Here is a 15367-nt window from a genome sequence, read left to right as displayed (position 1 = left end):
TCGGTGGTCACCCCCTGACGCATGCCACGCACCGGCAGCCGGGACCAGGCCCTCGTACGCCGCCCCCCGGACACACACATGGCCGGCCGCCCCGGACGCGACCAGGCCGGCCGGCGCACCCGCGCCGGCCGGCCTGAGCCGCACGTACTCCTCAGCCCTGCTGGCCCGACGCCTTCCACCACGTCGGCCGCATCGCCACGGCGCGTTCCCGGACCCTCGTCCACCAGGCCGACGCCGCCCACACCACACGCACGGTGGAGCGGGGGACCAGCAGCGCGCGGAGCCTGGCCGCGCGGCCGGCCGCCGCGCCGAGACCCGCCGCCGCACGGTGGACGTCGTCCGTGAGCCCGGCCGCCGGGCGGGGGTGCGGTGCGTAAAGGACCTGCTCCACCGCGTTCGCCACCCGGTGCACCGAGGCCGCGGCCGTCGCGTCGAGGTCGCCCAGCCGGACGATACGGGCGGCCGCCGTGCGCGGCGTCTGCGACTCGTCCGGCACGATGCCGAAGTCCCACGCCGTGTCGGTCAGCTCCTGCCAGACGGCCAGCGTGCGCAGCGCCACGTCCGCCTCGTTGCGGCCGTGCGCCCCGAGCCGTACCGCCCGCGTCCGCTGCCGCCACAGCATCGGTGCCAGGGGGAGCGCGAGGACGGCGAGACCGGCGAGGGCCCACAGCAGGAACGCGTACCACTTCGGCCCGTCGTCGTCCGTGGGCAGCGCCGCCTGCGGCGACTCGCTCGCGCAGCCGCCGTCCAGCTTCTTCTGCTCCGGCGTGCAGCTCTCGCTCGCCGAGGGCGTCGCGGAGGGCGCGGTGGACGCCGCCTGGGACGGACGCGCCGGGTCCGGGACCGAACCGTCGGGGCTGTCCGGCAGGGTGTACGACGGTATCGAGCCGCGGTTCGGAGTGGGCTCGAAGCGGGTCCAGCCCACGCCCTCGAAGTACAGCTCCGGCCAGGCGTGCGCGTCCCGCAGCCCCACCGACACCGAGCCGTCCGCCTGCGGGGAACCGGGCGCGAAGCCCACGGCGACCCGGGCCGGTATGCCCAGGGAGCGGGCCATCGCCGCCATCGCGAAGGAGAAGTGCACGCAGAAGCCCTGCTTGTCCTTCAGGAAGCGGGCGATGGCCTGCGAGCCGCTGCCGACCTGCACCTGCGTGTCGTACTCGAAGCCGCCGGTCACGGCGAACCAGTCCTGGAGCTTGACCGCCTGGTCGTAGGGGTCGGCCGCCCCCGCGGTGACCTGCCGGGCGGTGCGGCCCACCACCGACGGCAGTGAGTCGGGCAGCTCGGTGAAGTCACGTTCGACGTCCGCGGGCGGTGGACCCGCCGAGGCCAGCTGCTCCGCCGACGGCCGCACGTCCAGGCTCCTGACCTGGTACGTCAGACCGCGGGTGTTCTGGCCGTGGTCGCCGACCAGCGTCATGCCCTGCGGCTCGTACCGCCAGTTGCCGCTGATGCGGACGTCGCTCGGCGGGTACGGCATGGGCAGCCAGTCCTGGGCATACCAGTCGGCCGCCGAGATCGTGGTGTCGACCTCCGTGCGCTTGACGTCCGGGCTGAGGCCGACCGGGGCCGGGAACGGGCCGTCCGGGACGGCGGTGATGGACCGCCTCGACGGCTTCCACGTGGTGCCGTCGAAGTCGTCCAGGGACACGATCCGCAGATACAGGTCCGAGACGTCCTCCATCTCGGTCTTCACGGACAGGACCTGCTGGTCGTCGTCCGCGTTCAGGCTGTCCCGCAGCGACACCAGCGGGTTCACCGCGGAGATCGTGCCCCCGCCGCCGGGGCCGCCGCCCGCGCCCGCGCCCACCGAGTCCAGCAGGCCGCCGTTCATCGCGGGCAGGCCCAGCGGCACCACCAGGGCGATACCCAGCGCGACCACACCGATGCGCCGGCCGGTGCGGACCGGGGCCACGGCACCGCCCGGCTCCCCGCCTGCCCCGCGCGGGGCACCACCGAAGACCCGCCCCCACTGCGAGAGCCGGTCCCGCCCCTCGGCCAGGAGCAGCATCAGATAGCCGGCCGCCGCGACCAGGAACCACAGCCAGTCGGTGCCCCCGTCGGACAGCCCGGCGGCCACGGAGTACAGGGCGAGCAGGGGCAGCCCGGCCGGGGCGGCGCTGCGGAAGGTCACCGCGAGGGTGTCCACCAGCAGTCCGATGACCAGGACCCCGCCGATGAGCATCAGCCGGATGCCGTCGGACTCCAGGGGCGCCGGGATCGCGTACCGGGCGATGTCGTCCCCGCCCTGCTGGAGCAGGAGCGCGAAGCGGTCGAAGGCCTGCGGCCCGGGGATCAGTCCGGCCAAGGCCTGCTCGCGGGCGAACACGAAGGTCAGCAGCATGACGGTGACCACGGCCTGCGCCGCGACGGTCAGCGGCCGGGCCAGCGGCACCCTGCGGGCAGCGGCACCCACACCCGACTGCAGGGCCAGCAGGAAGGCCGCCTGCACGATCCACGTGGCCGGCTTCACCAGGGGCAGCAGGGCGCAGGCGGCCATCAGCGTGGCCGCCCAGGCGCCCAGCGTCAGTCGTACCCGCCCGCTCATCACGGTCCCTCCCCGCCGCTCGCGGCGGCCACGCCCCTGCGCTCGCGGTCGGCCTGCCGCCACACCTCGTCCACGGAGGCGCCCCGCGGCACACGCAGGGCCGTCCAGCCTGCCTCACGCAGCATGCGCAGCCGTTCTCCGCTCCTGTCCGACGGGCCCGGGACGTCGCCCGGTTCCCGCGCCCAGGTGTCACTGTCCAGCACGAAGGCGACCGCGCCCGGGCTGCGCTGCCGCATCCGGCCCAGCACGGCCGCCTGGTCCTCGTCCAGGTCGCCGAGGAAGGCCAGCAGCAGCCCCTCGTTCCCGCCGCGCAGCACGTCGTAGGCCCGGGACAGGCCGGCGCCGTCGGAGTGGTCGATCACCGCGAGGGTGTCCATCATCAGCCCGGCCGCGTCCGCCGTCTCCTGACTCGCGCCCGCGAAGCCGTCACCGCCCTCGCCGGGCACCGCGTTGCCGGTGTCCGTCAGCAGCCTCACGGAGTAGCCGCGTTCGAGCATGTGCACCAGCACGGACGCGGCGCCCGACACGGCCCACTCGAAGGCCGAGTCCGGTCCCGCGCCCTGATAGGCGATGCCCCGGGTGTCCAGCAGCACCGTGCAGCGGGCGCGCTGCGGCTGCTCCTCGCGGCGCACCATCAGCTCGCCGTAGCGGGCGGTGGAGCGCCAGTGCACGCGGCGCAGGTCGTCGCCGTAGCGGTAGCCGCGCGGGATCAGGTCGTCCTCGCCGGCCAGGGCGAGGGAGCGCTGCCGCCCGTCGCCGTACCCCTTCGCCTCACCGCTGAGGCGCACCGGCGCCAGCGGCTCCACGCGCGGGATGACCGTGAGGGTGTCGTGCGCCGAGAAGGACCGGGTCAGCTCGCACATGCCGAACGGGTCGGTCAGGCGCAGCTGGAGCGGGCCCAGCGGGTAGCGGCCGCGCAGGTCGGAACGGACCCGGTAGGACACCTCGCGCCGGCCGCCCGCCTCCACCCTGTCGAGCACGAAGCGGGGCCGGGGGCCGAGCACGTACGGCACCCGGTCCTGGAGCATCAGCAGGCCCGTGGGCAGCCGCGAGACGTTGTCCATCCGCAGGTGGACCCGGGCCTCGCTGCCCGCGGGCACACGCGCGGGGGAGAGCCGGCGGCTGCCCGCGACCCGGTAGCGCGTGCGGTACAGCACCGCCGCGCACACCAGCGGCAGCACCGCCAGCAGCAGACCCACGCGCAGCAGGTCGCTCTGTCCGAGCACGTACGAGCAGATCGCGGCCGCGACGCCGGCGGCCAGGAAGGAGCGTCCGCGGGTGGTCAGACCGGCCAGGGCGGTGCGGATGCCGCCCTTCTCGCCCCGGTCGGCTTCCGCGTGCCCCGTCCCCGCGGTGGTCATCACAGCCTCCGCGGCGGCTGCTGAGGATACGCCGGCGCCGTACGGCCGAGGCCGCCGAAGCCGCTCTGCTGCGGCGCCGCCGGCACCGGGGTGCGCTGCAGGATCTCCTCGACGACCTGCTCGGCGGTGCGGCGGTTGAGCTGTGCCTGGGCGGTGGGCAGCAGCCGGTGGGCCAGGACTGCGGGGGCGAGGGCCTGCACGTCGTCCGGCAGCGCGTACTCCCTGCCGCTGAGGGCCGCGGACGCCTTCGCCGCGCGCAGCAGGTGCAGCGTCGCGCGCGGGGAGGCGCCGAGTCTCAGGTCGGGGTGCGTGCGCGTGGCGCCGACCAGGTCGACGGCGTAGCGCCGGACCGGCTCGGCGACGTGCACCCCGCGCACCGCCTCGATCAGCTTGAGGATCTCGTGCGCGTGGGCCACGGGCTGGAGGTCCTCCAGCGGCGAGACGCCGCCGTGCACGTCCAGCATCTGCAGCTCGGCCTCCGCGCTCGGGTAGCCGACCGAGACCCGGGCCATGAAGCGGTCGCGCTGGGCCTCCGGCAGCGGGTAGGTGCCCTCCATCTCGACCGGGTTCTGCGTGGCCACCACCATGAAGGGGCTGGGCAGCTCGTAGGTGGTGCCGTCGATGGTGACCTGGCGCTCCTCCATCGACTCCAGGAGCGCGGACTGCGTCTTGGGCGAGGCACGGTTGATCTCGTCGCCGATCACCACCTGCGCGAAGATCGCGCCCGGCTTGAACTCGAAGTCGCGGCGCTGCTGGTCCCAGATGGACACACCGGTGATGTCCGAGGGCAGCAGGTCCGGCGTGAACTGGATACGCCGCACCGAGCAGTCGATGGACCGCGCCAGCGCCTTGGCCAGCATCGTCTTGCCGACACCCGGGACGTCCTCGATCAGCAGATGTCCCTCGGCGAGCAGTACGGTCAGCGAGAGCCGTACGACCTCGGGCTTGCCCTCGATCACGCCTTCGACCGACTCCCGCACGCGCTCCACCACGGCGGTCAGATCATCCCCCACCCTCGAATACGCTCGGTCGGGGGCGCCCCCATGGCTCGCACGATCCTCATAGGTCGTCACCCGGCCCTCCTCGGCCTTTCCCGCGCTCTCAGGGAGCACGGGATACCCCATTTTCCCGGGCCGACGCCGCATGACGCGGGCCGGCCCACCCCGAACCACGGACACCACGCGTGAAAAGTTCCGCGCGACGCCACACCCGCATTCTTGCTGCCGTTACCGTTTCGTGTCACTCGACTGTGGACAACTGGCCGCGATATGTCGGTCTTACAGTCATTCGAACGCGTGACTGACAGGCTTTCGACAGCTACAGCAGGTGGCCTTGCGGGGCGGGCGGCCCGCGGCGCCCAGTCGGCAGGCGGGTCAGGAGGCCGGGTCGACCTCCCGCAGCAGGCCGGTCTTCACGTCGAACACGAAGCCGCGCACGTCGTCGGTGTGCGGCACGAACGGCGAGGTGCGCACACGCTGCATCGACTGCCGTACGTCCTGGTCGACGTCCCGGAAGGACTCCACGGCCCACGCCGGGCGCTGGCCGACCTCGGCCTCCAGCTCGTTGCGGAAGTCCTCGGTGAGGCTCTCCAGACCGCAGCCGGTGTGGTGGATGAGCACCACGCTGCGGGTACCGAGCTTGCGCTGGCTGATGGTGAGGGAGCGGATCACGTCGTCGGTGACGACGCCGCCCGCGTTGCGGATCGTGTGGCAGTCGCCGAGCTCCAGGCCGAGCGCCGCGTGCAGGTCGAGACGGGCGTCCATGCAGGCCACGACGGCGACGTGCAGCACGGGCCGGGCGTCCATCCCCGGGTCGGTGAAGGCGTCGGCGTACCGGGCGTTGGCCTCGACGAGGCGGTCGGTGACCGTGCCGCCCGCCGCTATGGCGCTCTCCGAACCTGTGGGAACCGATGCAGAAGTCGTCATAGGTATGACGCTACTGGTCACACCCCGTCCATGCCTCCTGTGGGAGTGGACAAAGAATGACGCCGAGGGGCGGTTGTGAGGTAACCCACAAGGGTGGTGCCCTGGTCTGCGTGCGAACGGCGGCGACGCGCAGGCCGGTTGATTGACCGGGCGACAGGGTGGACTAAAGTGACGCGAAGCGGGAGGCGAGACTCTCCCCGCTGGACTGAATTTCTTCGGAGACCCCGGCGACGACCGGAGATCTCCCCGCGTGCGCGGCGCGTACGTACGGCTCGGCCTCCTCCCGCTCCCGGTGGGCTGACGCTTCCGGCGCCGGCAGGCCTCCCTTTCACCGGGGCCCCAGCGAAGCTGGCGGCGGGCGGAGACCCGGCGGTGCGTACGGCCGCGCCGGATCTGAGAGGGCCCCTTGAGCGAGAGTCGACACGTCCCGGTGATGCTCCAGCGGTGCCTGGATCTGCTGGCACCCGCCCTGGAGGGCCCGGAGGCCGTGGTCGTCGACTGCACCCTCGGCCTCGGCGGGCACAGCGAGGCACTCCTCGAGAGGTTCCCCGACGCCCGGCTCGTCGCCCTGGACCGCGACAAGGAGGCCCTGCGGCTGTCCGGCGAGCGCCTCGCGCCCCACGGCGAGCGCGCCACCCTCGTCCACGCCGTCTACGACGAGCTCCCCGAGGTGCTCGACAGGCTCGGCATCGCGCGCGTGCAGGGCGTCCTGTTCGACCTGGGCGTGTCCTCCATGCAGCTCGACGAGGCCGGCCGCGGTTTCGCGTACGCCCAGGACGCCCCGCTCGACATGCGCATGGACCAGACGACCGGCGTCAGCGCCGCCGAGGTCCTCAACACCTACCCGCCGGGCGAACTGGTCCGCATCCTCCGGGCGTACGGCGAGGAGAAGCAGGCCAAGCGGATCGTGAGCGCGATCGTGCGCGAGCGGGAGAAGGAGCCGTTCAGCAACAGCGCGCGCCTGGTCGAGCTGATCCGCGATGCTCTGCCGCAGGCCGCCAAGCGCACCGGAGGCAACCCGGCCAAGCGCACCTTCCAGGCCCTGCGCATCGAGGTCAACGGCGAGCTCTCCGTCCTGGAACGGGCGATCCCGGCCGCCGTGAAGGCGCTCGACGTGGGCGGCCGGATCGCCGTGCTGTCGTACCACTCGCTGGAGGACCGGCTGGTCAAGCAGGTCTTCGCGGCGGGCGCCGCCACCACCGCGCCGGCCGGACTGCCCGTCGTCCCCGAGCGCTACCAGCCGCGGCTCAAGCTGCTCACGCGCGGTGCCGAACTCCCCACCGACGAGGAGATCGCCGAGAACCGGCGAGCGGCGCCGGCGCGGCTGCGCGGGGCCCAGCGCATCAGGGAGGACGTCGAGTGAGGCGCGTGCAGGCCGGACCGAGGGAGCGTGCGTGAGCGGCAAACCCGAACTGAAGGGGAGGGCGGCCCGACTCGCGCGGCTCCTCCCGACCGGCTCCGGGCAGGCGGCCCGCACGCCCTTCGTCCTCCTGGTCGTCCTCCTCCTCGGTGGCGGTCTCATCGCCCTCCTGGTGCTGAACTCGGCCCTCAGCGAAGGCGCGTTCAAGCTCGACGACCTCCAGCGCGGGACCAAGAACCTCACCGACGAGGAGCAGGCCCTCCAGCGGGACATCGACGCCTACTCCGCTCCCGGCGCCCTGCAGCGCCGCGCCCGCGAGCTCGGCATGGTGCCCGGCGGCGACCCCGCCTTCCTCGGTCCCGACGGCACCGTCAAGGGCGTCCCCAGCGCCGCCCCCGGCATCCGGCAGTCCTCCGTGCACACCCCCCTGGTCCTCGCCCCCGAGGCCATGACCGACGGCCCTACTCCGACCCCCGGCAGGTGACGGAAGTGTCCGACAGGGAACCGCCACGTCGCCGCGTGCCCGGCCCGGCCAGGCCCGCCCGCCCCGACGCCCGGCGCCGCCCCGGCCCCGGTGCCCGTCCGGCCCGTCGGCCGGGGCAGGGCCGCCCGGCGGCGCCCCGACCGCTGAGGCTCGGCAGCCCCCGCCCCCGCCTGCGCCTGGTCGGACTCGCGCTGACCCTGGTCCTGAGCGCCTTCGTCGTACGGCTGTTCCAGGTGCAGGCCGTCGACGCGAGCACATACGCCGCCAAGGCCGAGCAGAACCGCTACGTCGGGCAGATCCTCGCCGCGGACCGGGGCGAGATCACCGACCGGTCCGGTGTGGCCCTCGCGACCAGCGAGGACGCCTACGACATCACCGCCGACCCCACCATGTTCGCCCCGGACATGGTGAAGATCGGTGACGGGCCCGAGCAGGCGGCCGCACTCCTCGCGCCGATCCTGGGCCAGGATCAGGAAGACCTGGTCAAGAAGCTGCGCCCGAAGAACAAGGCCCTGCGCTACGTCAAACTGGCCTCCCGCCAGACCCCGCAGGTCTGGAAGCAGATCAAGGACCTCAAGTCGGCGCTCGCCAAGAAGGCGGAGACGGACAAGTCCACGCACAACGTCCTCTCCGGTGTCTTCTCCGTCGCCACCAGCAAGCGCGTGTACCCCGGCGGCGACCTCGCCGCGGGGATACTGGGCTGGGTCAACGCCGAGGGCAAGCCCGGCGGCGGCATCGAGCTGCAGCTGAACAAGCAGCTCGCCGGCAAGGACGGCAAGATCCGCTACGCCCAGTCCGGGGGCCGTCTCGTGCCCACCGCGGGCTCCACCGAGACACCCGCCGTCCCCGGCAGCGACGTCGAGCTCACCATCGACCGCGACATCCAGTGGGCCGCGCAGAACGCCATCAGCGACCAGGTGAAGGAGTCCGCCGCCGACCGTGGCTACGTCATCGTCCAGGACACTCGCACCGGGCAGATCCTGGCCATGGCCAACTCGCCCGGCTTCGACCCGAACGACCTGTCCGACGCCGACCCGGCCGCCCTCGGCAACGCCGCCCTCCAGGACGCCTTCGAGCCCGGCTCCACCGCCAAGGTCATGTCGATGGCGGCCGTCCTCCAGGAGAAAGCCGCCACACCGGGGACCCATGTGGTCGTGCCCAACCGGCTGCACCGCGGCGACCGGCTCTTCAAGGACGACATCGACCACCCGACCTGGTACCTGACGCTCAACGGCGTCCTCGCCAAGTCCAGCAACATCGGCACCATCCTCGCCACCGGACAGCTCGGCAGGACCCAGGCCCAGGCCAACAAGGTCCTCTACGACTACCTGCGTAAGTTCGGCCTCGGCAGCTACACCGGGCTCGGCTTCCCCGGCGAGACCAAGGGCATCCTCGCCCCGCCCGACAAGTGGTCGACCTCGCAGCAGTACACGATCCCTTTCGGCCAGGGCGTCTCCATCAACGCCATGCAGGCGGCCTCCGTGTACTCGACCATCGCCAACGGCGGCGTCCGTGTCGAGCCCACCCTCGTGCGCGGCACCAAGGGCCCCGACGGGCGCTTCACACCCGCCCCCAAGCCCGCGAAGAACCGGGTCGTCGGCGCCGCGACGGCGAAGACCCTCGCCCAGATGCTGGAGTCCGTCGTGGACGACGAGGAGGGCACCGGCACCAAGGCGCGCATCCCCGGCTACCGCGTCGCGGGCAAGACGGGCACCGCCAACCGCGTGGATCCGGCCACCGGCAAGTACCACGGCTACACCTCCTCGTTCGCCGGGTTCGCGCCCGCCGACAAGCCGCGCATCACCGTCTACTGCGCCATCCAGAACGCCACCCAGGGCAGCTACTTCGGCGGGCAGATCTGCGGACCCGTCTACAAGAAGGTCATGGAGTTCGCACTGAAGTCCCTCCAGGTCCCGCCGACCGGCGCCAAGCCCGCGAGGCTGCCCGTCTCCTACAAACAGTGATCAGGGCGAACCCGCCCTGATCAGCACTCAGCCCCACCGAGCCACCAGGACCGCCTCCGTGACAACGATCACCCCCGAGCCCGGCAACCAGCGCAGCCCCAGCCCCTCACTTCGCCCGGAGGCGGGTACGCCCGGTACGCTCACCGCCGTGCCACACGCTGATCAGTCCCAAACCACCCAGAAGGGCCATCCCGTGACATACCCCGGGCCGCCCAGGCCGGTGCAGGTCTCCGCCACACCCCTCGCGGAACTCGCCGATCAGCTGGGTGCTTCCACACCGGAGAGCGCCGCCGAGGTCACGGGCATCACCCACGACTCACGCGCCGTACGCCCCGGCGACCTGTACGCCGCCCTCTCGGGGGCCCGGCTGCACGGCGCCGACTTCGTCAACCAGGCCGCGGGCCTGGGCGCCGCCGCCGTGCTGACCGACCCGACGGGTGCCGAGCGCGCCGCCGCGTCCGGACTGCCGGTCCTGGTCGTCGACGACCCGCGCGCACGGATGGGCGAACTGGCCGCCACGATCTACGGCCACCCCGGCCGGGACCTGCTCCAGATCGGCATCACCGGCACCTCCGGCAAGACCACCACCGCCTACCTCGTCGAGGGCGGCCTGAAGACGGTCAGGTCCACCGGCCTGATCGGCACGGTCGAGATGCGCATCGGTGACGAGCGCATCAAGTCCGAGCGCACCACCCCCGAAGCCACCGACCTCCAGGCCCTGTTCGCCGTCATGCGCGAACGCGGTGTCGACGCGGTCGCCATGGAGGTCTCCAGCCACGCCCTGGTCCTCGGCCGGGTCGACGGCTGCGTCTTCGACATCGGCGTCTTCACCAACCTCAGCCCGGAACACATGGAGTTCCACTCCGGCATGGAGGACTACTTCCAGGCCAAGGCTCAGCTGTTCACGCCGGAGCGCGGCAAGCTCGGTGTGGTCAACGTCGACGACGAGTACGGCCGCAGGCTGGCGAAGGAGGCCACCGTCCCGGTCGTCACCTACTCCGCCGAGGGCCACCCCGACGCCGACTGGCGCGCCGAGGACGTCGAGATCGGCCGGCTGGACTCGACGTTCACCGCCATCGGGCCCAAGGGTGAGCGGATCGCCGCCAAGTCGCCGCTGCCGGGGCCCTTCAACGTGGCCAACACCCTCGCCGCGATCGTCGCCCTCGCCGTCGCCGGTCTCGACCCGCAGGCCGCCGCCGACGGCGTCGCCGCCGTCCCCGGCGTGCCGGGCCGGCTGGAGCGCGTGGACGCCGGTCAGCCGTTCCTCGCGGTCGTCGACTACGCGCACAAGACCGACGCCGTCGAGTCGGTGCTGCGCGCCCTGCGCAAGGTCACCGAGGGCAAGGTGCACATCGTCCTCGGCTGCGGCGGCGACCGCGACAAGACCAAGCGCGAGCCGATGGGGGCCGCGGCGGCCCGGCTCGCCGACACCGCCACACTGACCTCCGACAACCCCCGCGGCGAGGACCCCCTCGCGATCCTCGCCACGATGCTCCAGGGCGCGGCGTCCGTGCCCGCGCACGAGCGTGGCGAGGTGCAGGTCTTCGAGGACCGGGCCGCCGCGATCGCCGCCGCCGTCGCCCGCGCCGAACCCGGCGACACCGTGCTGGTCGCGGGCAAGGGCCACGAGCAGGGCCAGGACATCGCCGGGGTGGTCCGTCCCTTCGACGACCGCCAGGTGCTCCGCGAAGCCATCCAGAAGACCCAGGGATGAAAATCCAGAAGACCCAGGGGATGAACTTGTGATCGCCCTCTCCCTCGCCGAGATCGCAGAAGTCGTCGGCGGGCAGACGCACGACATACCGGATCCGTCCGTCCAGGTCACCGGGCCGGTCGTCCGGGACTCCCGGGAGGCGGGACCGGGCAGCCTGTTCGTGGCCTTCGCCGGGGAGCGCGTGGACGGCCACGACTTCGCCGCGGCGGTCGTCGAGGGCGGAGCGGTGGCCGTGCTCGGCACCCGCCCCGTCGGCGTGCCCGCGATCGTCGTGGACGACGTCCAGAACGCTCTCGGCGCCCTCGCCCGGCACGTCGTGCGGCGCCTCGGCGCCACCCTCGTCGCCCTCACCGGCTCGGCGGGCAAGACCAGCACCAAGGACCTCATCGCGCAGGTGCTCCGGCGCAAGGCCCCGACGGTGTTCACGCCCGGCTCGCTCAACAACGAGATCGGGCTGCCGCTGACCGCGCTCAGTGCCACCGAGGAGACCAGGTTCCTCGTCCTGGAGATGGGCGCCCGCGGCATCGGACACATCCGCTACCTCGCCGGCCTGACACCCCCGAAGGTCGGCCTCGTCCTCAACGTCGGCAGCGCCCACATCGGCGAGTTCGGCGGCCGCGAGCAGATCGCGCAGGCCAAGGGCGAGCTGGTGGAGGCACTCCCGGAGGACGGCACCGCGATCCTCAACGCGGACGACCCCTACGTACGGGCCATGGCCTCCCGTACGAAGGCGAAGGTGATCTTTTTCGGAGAGTCCGGCGAAGCGGACGTTCGAGCCGAGAACGTGCGACTCACGGACACCGGACAGCCCTCGTTCAGGCTTCACACACCCTCCGGTGCAAGCGATGTGACCATGCGCCTGTACGGTGAGCACCACGTGTCGAACGCGCTCGCCGCGGCCGCCGTCGCCCACGAGTTGGGCATGTCCGCTGACGAGATCGCCGTCGCGCTCTCCGAGGCGGGCTCCCTCTCCCGCTGGCGGATGGAGGTCACCGAGCGCCCGGACGGCGTGACGGTCGTCAACGACGCCTACAACGCGAACCCCGAGTCCATGCGAGCCGCTCTGCGCGCGCTCGCGGCGATCGGCAAGGGGCGTCGTACGTGGGCGGTGCTCGGCAAGATGGCCGAGCTCGGGGACGAGGCTCTCGCCGAGCACGACGCGGTCGGGCGGCTCGCCGTCCGGCTCAACGTCAGCAAGCTCGTCGCGGTCGGTGGCAGGGAAGCCGCCTGGCTGCAACTGGGCGCATATAACGAGGGTTCGTGGGGTGAGGAGTCGGTGCACGTGTCCGACGCACAGGCGGCGGTCGACCTGTTGCGCAGCGAGTTGCGCCCGGGGGACGTCGTGCTCGTGAAGGCGTCCCGTTCGGTCGGCCTCGAGAGCGTGGCGCAGGCGCTCATGGAGACCGGTGCCGAGGGTGAGGTTTCCGCCCGATGATGAAGCAGATCCTGTTCGCAGGAGTCATTGGTCTCTTCCTGACGATGGTCGGCACCCCGCTGCTGATCAAGCTCCTGGCCCGCAAGGGCTACGGCCAGTACATCCGCGACGACGGCCCGCGCGAGCACGCCAGCAAGCGCGGTACGCCGACGATGGGCGGTATCGCCTTCATCTTCGCGACGGTCGCCGCGTACTTCCTGGCCAAGGTGATCACGGGCTATCTGGACCCGGACGTCGACGCGGCGCCGACCTTCTCGGGCCTGCTGGTGCTCGGCCTGATGGTCGGCATGGGCCTGGTCGGCTTCCTCGACGACTACATCAAGATCGTCAAACGGCGTTCCCTGGGCCTGCGCGCCAAGGCGAAGATGGCCGGCCAGCTGATCGTCGGCATCGGCTTCGCGGTGCTGTCACTGCAGTTCGCGGACGCCCAGGGCCAGACCCCGGCGTCCACCAAGCTCTCCTTCGTCCATGACTTCGGCTGGTCCATCGGGCCGGTGCTGTTCGTCGTCTGGGCGCTGTTCATGATCCTCGCGATGTCGAACGGCGTGAACCTGACGGACGGTCTGGACGGCCTCGCCACCGGCGCGTCCGTGCTGGTGTTCAGCGCCTACACGTTCATCGGCGTCTGGCAGTTCCAGGAGTCCTGCGTGAACGCGGAGACCCTGACGAACCCGACGGCCTGCTACGAGGTGCGCGACCCGCTCGACCTCGCGGTCGTCTCCTCCGCGCTGATGGGCGCCTGCCTCGGCTTCCTGTGGTGGAACACCTCGCCCGCCAAGATCTTCATGGGGGACACCGGTTCGCTCGCCCTCGGCGGTGTGCTCGCCGGCCTTGCGATCTGCTCCCGCACCGAGCTGCTGCTCGCCATCCTCGGCGGCCTGTTCGTCCTGATCACCATGTCGGTGGTCATCCAGGTCGGCTCCTTCCGGCTCACCGGCAAGCGCGTCTTCAGAATGGCGCCACTCCAGCATCACTTCGAACTCAAAGGCTGGTCCGAAGTGCTCGTGGTGGTTCGTTTCTGGATCATCCAGGGCATTTGCGTGGTAGTCGGGCTGGGTCTTTTCTATGCGGGATGGGTAGCGGACAAGTGATCTCCTCGGAGCCCTTCGACTTCCAGGGCAAGCACGTCACCGTCGCCGGGCTCGGCGTCTCCGGCGTCCCGGCGGCCAAGGTGCTGCACGGCCTCGGCGCGAGCGTCACGGTCGTCAACGACGGCGCCGACGAGCGCGCGCGGGCGCAGGCGGCCGACCTGGAGGCGCTCGGCATCACCGTGCGCCTCGGTGACGGCGACTCCCTGCCGGAGGGCACCGAGCTGATCGTCACCGCGCCCGGCTGGAAGCCGGACAAGCCGCTGTTCGCGGCGGCCCGTGACGCGGGTCTGGAGATCTGGGGCGACGTCGAACTGGCCTGGCGCCTGCGCGGCCCCGACGCCGCCCCGTGGCTGGCCGTCACCGGCACCAACGGCAAGACCACCACCGTCCAGATGCTGGCGTCGATCCTGAAGGCGGCGGGCCTGCGCACGGCCGCCGTCGGCAACATCGGCGTCTCGCTGCTGGACGCGGTCCTCGGCGAGGAGCAGTACGACGTCCTGGCCGTGGAGCTCTCCAGCTACCAGCTGCACTGGGCGCCCTCCCTGCGCGCCCACTCGGCCGCCGTGCTGAACCTCGCCCCCGACCACCTCGACTGGCACGGCTCCATGGAGGCGTACGCCGCCGACAAGGGCCGTATCTACGAGGGCAACCGCGTCGCCTGCGTCTACAACGTGGATGCCACCGACAAGCCGTCCACCGAGGACCTGGTCCGCGAGGCCGACGTCGAGGAGGGCTGCCGGGCCGTCGGCTTCACCCTCGGCACCCCGGGCCCGTCCCAACTCGGCGTCGTGGAAGGCATCCTGGTCGACCGCGCCTTCGTCGAGAACCGGCACAAGAACGCCCAGGAGCTCGCCGAGGTCGCCGACGTCGACCCGCCGGCCCCGCACAACATCGCCAACGCCCTCGCGGCGGCGGCCCTCGCCCGCGCCTACGGCGTGCCCGCCGGGGCCGTACGGGACGGCCTGCGGGCCTTCACCCCGGACGCGCACCGCATCGCGCACGTGGCGGACGTGGACGGGGTCGCCTACGTCGACGACTCCAAGGCCACCAACACACATGCGGCACAGGCCTCGTTGGCGGCGTACGAGCCGATCGTGTGGATCGCGGGCGGGCTCGCCAAGGGCGCGACCTTCGACGAACTGGTCACCGAGTCGGCCAAGCGGCTGCGGGGCGCCGTACTGATCGGCGCGGACCGCGCGCTCATCCGGGAAGCCCTCGCGCGACACGCCCCGCAGGTACCCGTCGTCGACCTCGACCGGACCGACACTGGGGCGATGCGCGCGGCGGTCCAGGAGGCGCGGAAACTCGCTCACGCGGGCGACACGGTGCTACTGGCCCCGGCCTGCGCCTCCATGGACATGTTCGCCAACTACAACAAGCGCGGGGACGCTTTCGCGGACGCCGTTCGTGAGCTCGGCTCCGCCGACGGCTGACCCGGGTCCGCCTCGCCCGGCGGCGGTGCCGGGCGTACCTGGGAGGGACGCGTGA

General features: G+C 72.1%; 11 protein-coding genes. 7 read left to right on the top strand and 4 right to left on the bottom strand.

What is annotated here, in order from left to right; translation table 11 throughout:
* Window positions 1-151 precede the first annotated feature (151 nt).
* The 4 genes from CEB94_RS11215 to CEB94_RS11200 form a co-directional block, all read right to left on the bottom strand.
* The gene (locus tag CEB94_RS11215) at window positions 152-2545 is read right to left on the bottom strand and encodes a transglutaminase TgpA family protein (RefSeq protein ID WP_175432065.1); all 2394 of its coding nucleotides are present in this window, start codon (window positions 2543-2545) and stop codon (window positions 152-154) included.
* Window positions 2545-3906: a DUF58 domain-containing protein gene (locus tag CEB94_RS11210; protein WP_175432064.1), complete on the bottom strand. Its 1362-nt coding sequence runs from the start codon at window positions 3904-3906 to the stop codon at window positions 2545-2547. Before CEB94_RS11210 ends, CEB94_RS11215 begins: the two co-directional genes overlap by 1 nt.
* The gene (locus CEB94_RS11205) at window positions 3906-4979 is read right to left on the bottom strand and encodes an AAA family ATPase (protein ID WP_381108114.1); all 1074 of its coding nucleotides are present in this window, start codon (window positions 4977-4979) and stop codon (window positions 3906-3908) included. Before CEB94_RS11205 ends, CEB94_RS11210 begins: the two co-directional genes overlap by 1 nt.
* A gap of 300 nt (window positions 4980-5279) precedes the next feature.
* A complete protein-coding gene (locus CEB94_RS11200) occupies window positions 5280-5831 on the bottom strand; it encodes a beta-class carbonic anhydrase (protein WP_175432062.1) in 552 nt (183 codons plus the stop codon).
* Between the two features lie 406 nt (window positions 5832-6237).
* Between CEB94_RS11200 and rsmH the strand changes: the two genes are divergently transcribed.
* The 7 genes from rsmH (at window position 6238) to murD (ending at window position 15312) form a co-directional block, all read left to right on the top strand.
* Window positions 6238-7194 (top strand): 16S rRNA (cytosine(1402)-N(4))-methyltransferase RsmH, encoded by a 957-nt coding sequence (gene rsmH / locus CEB94_RS11195; protein WP_175432061.1) that lies wholly within the window; start codon window positions 6238-6240, stop codon window positions 7192-7194.
* Window positions 7195-7225: 31 nt separating this feature from the next.
* Complete coding sequence (ftsL, locus tag CEB94_RS11190; protein WP_175432060.1) at window positions 7226-7675, top strand: cell division protein FtsL; 450 nt, start codon at window positions 7226-7228, stop codon at window positions 7673-7675.
* A 5-nt stretch (window positions 7676-7680) separates the two neighbouring features.
* On the top strand, window positions 7681-9639 hold the full coding sequence (locus tag CEB94_RS11185; RefSeq protein ID WP_281292499.1) for a peptidoglycan D,D-transpeptidase FtsI family protein: 1959 nt from the start codon (window positions 7681-7683) through the stop codon (window positions 9637-9639).
* A gap of 193 nt (window positions 9640-9832) precedes the next feature.
* A complete protein-coding gene (locus tag CEB94_RS11180) occupies window positions 9833-11353 on the top strand; it encodes a UDP-N-acetylmuramoyl-L-alanyl-D-glutamate--2,6-diaminopimelate ligase (protein WP_175432058.1) in 1521 nt (506 codons plus the stop codon).
* Between the two features lie 28 nt (window positions 11354-11381).
* Window positions 11382-12788 (top strand): UDP-N-acetylmuramoyl-tripeptide--D-alanyl-D-alanine ligase, encoded by a 1407-nt coding sequence (locus CEB94_RS11175; RefSeq protein WP_175432057.1) that lies wholly within the window; start codon window positions 11382-11384, stop codon window positions 12786-12788.
* Window positions 12788-13879, top strand: coding sequence for a phospho-N-acetylmuramoyl-pentapeptide-transferase (mraY, locus tag CEB94_RS11170; RefSeq protein ID WP_175436964.1), 1092 nt, complete (start codon window positions 12788-12790; stop codon window positions 13877-13879). Before CEB94_RS11175 ends, mraY begins: the two co-directional genes overlap by 1 nt.
* Complete coding sequence (murD, locus tag CEB94_RS11165; RefSeq protein ID WP_175432056.1) at window positions 13861-15312, top strand: UDP-N-acetylmuramoyl-L-alanine--D-glutamate ligase; 1452 nt, start codon at window positions 13861-13863, stop codon at window positions 15310-15312. The genes mraY and murD overlap by 19 nt, the downstream gene beginning before the upstream one ends.
* Window positions 15313-15367 lie beyond the last annotated feature (55 nt).

It is taken from the genome of Streptomyces hawaiiensis (genome assembly GCF_004803895.1).
In the GTDB taxonomy this organism is placed as follows: domain Bacteria; phylum Actinomycetota; class Actinomycetes; order Streptomycetales; family Streptomycetaceae; genus Streptomyces; species Streptomyces hawaiiensis.
Note: the sequence above shows the minus strand (reverse complement) of the source record. Positions and strands in the feature narration are given on the sequence as shown.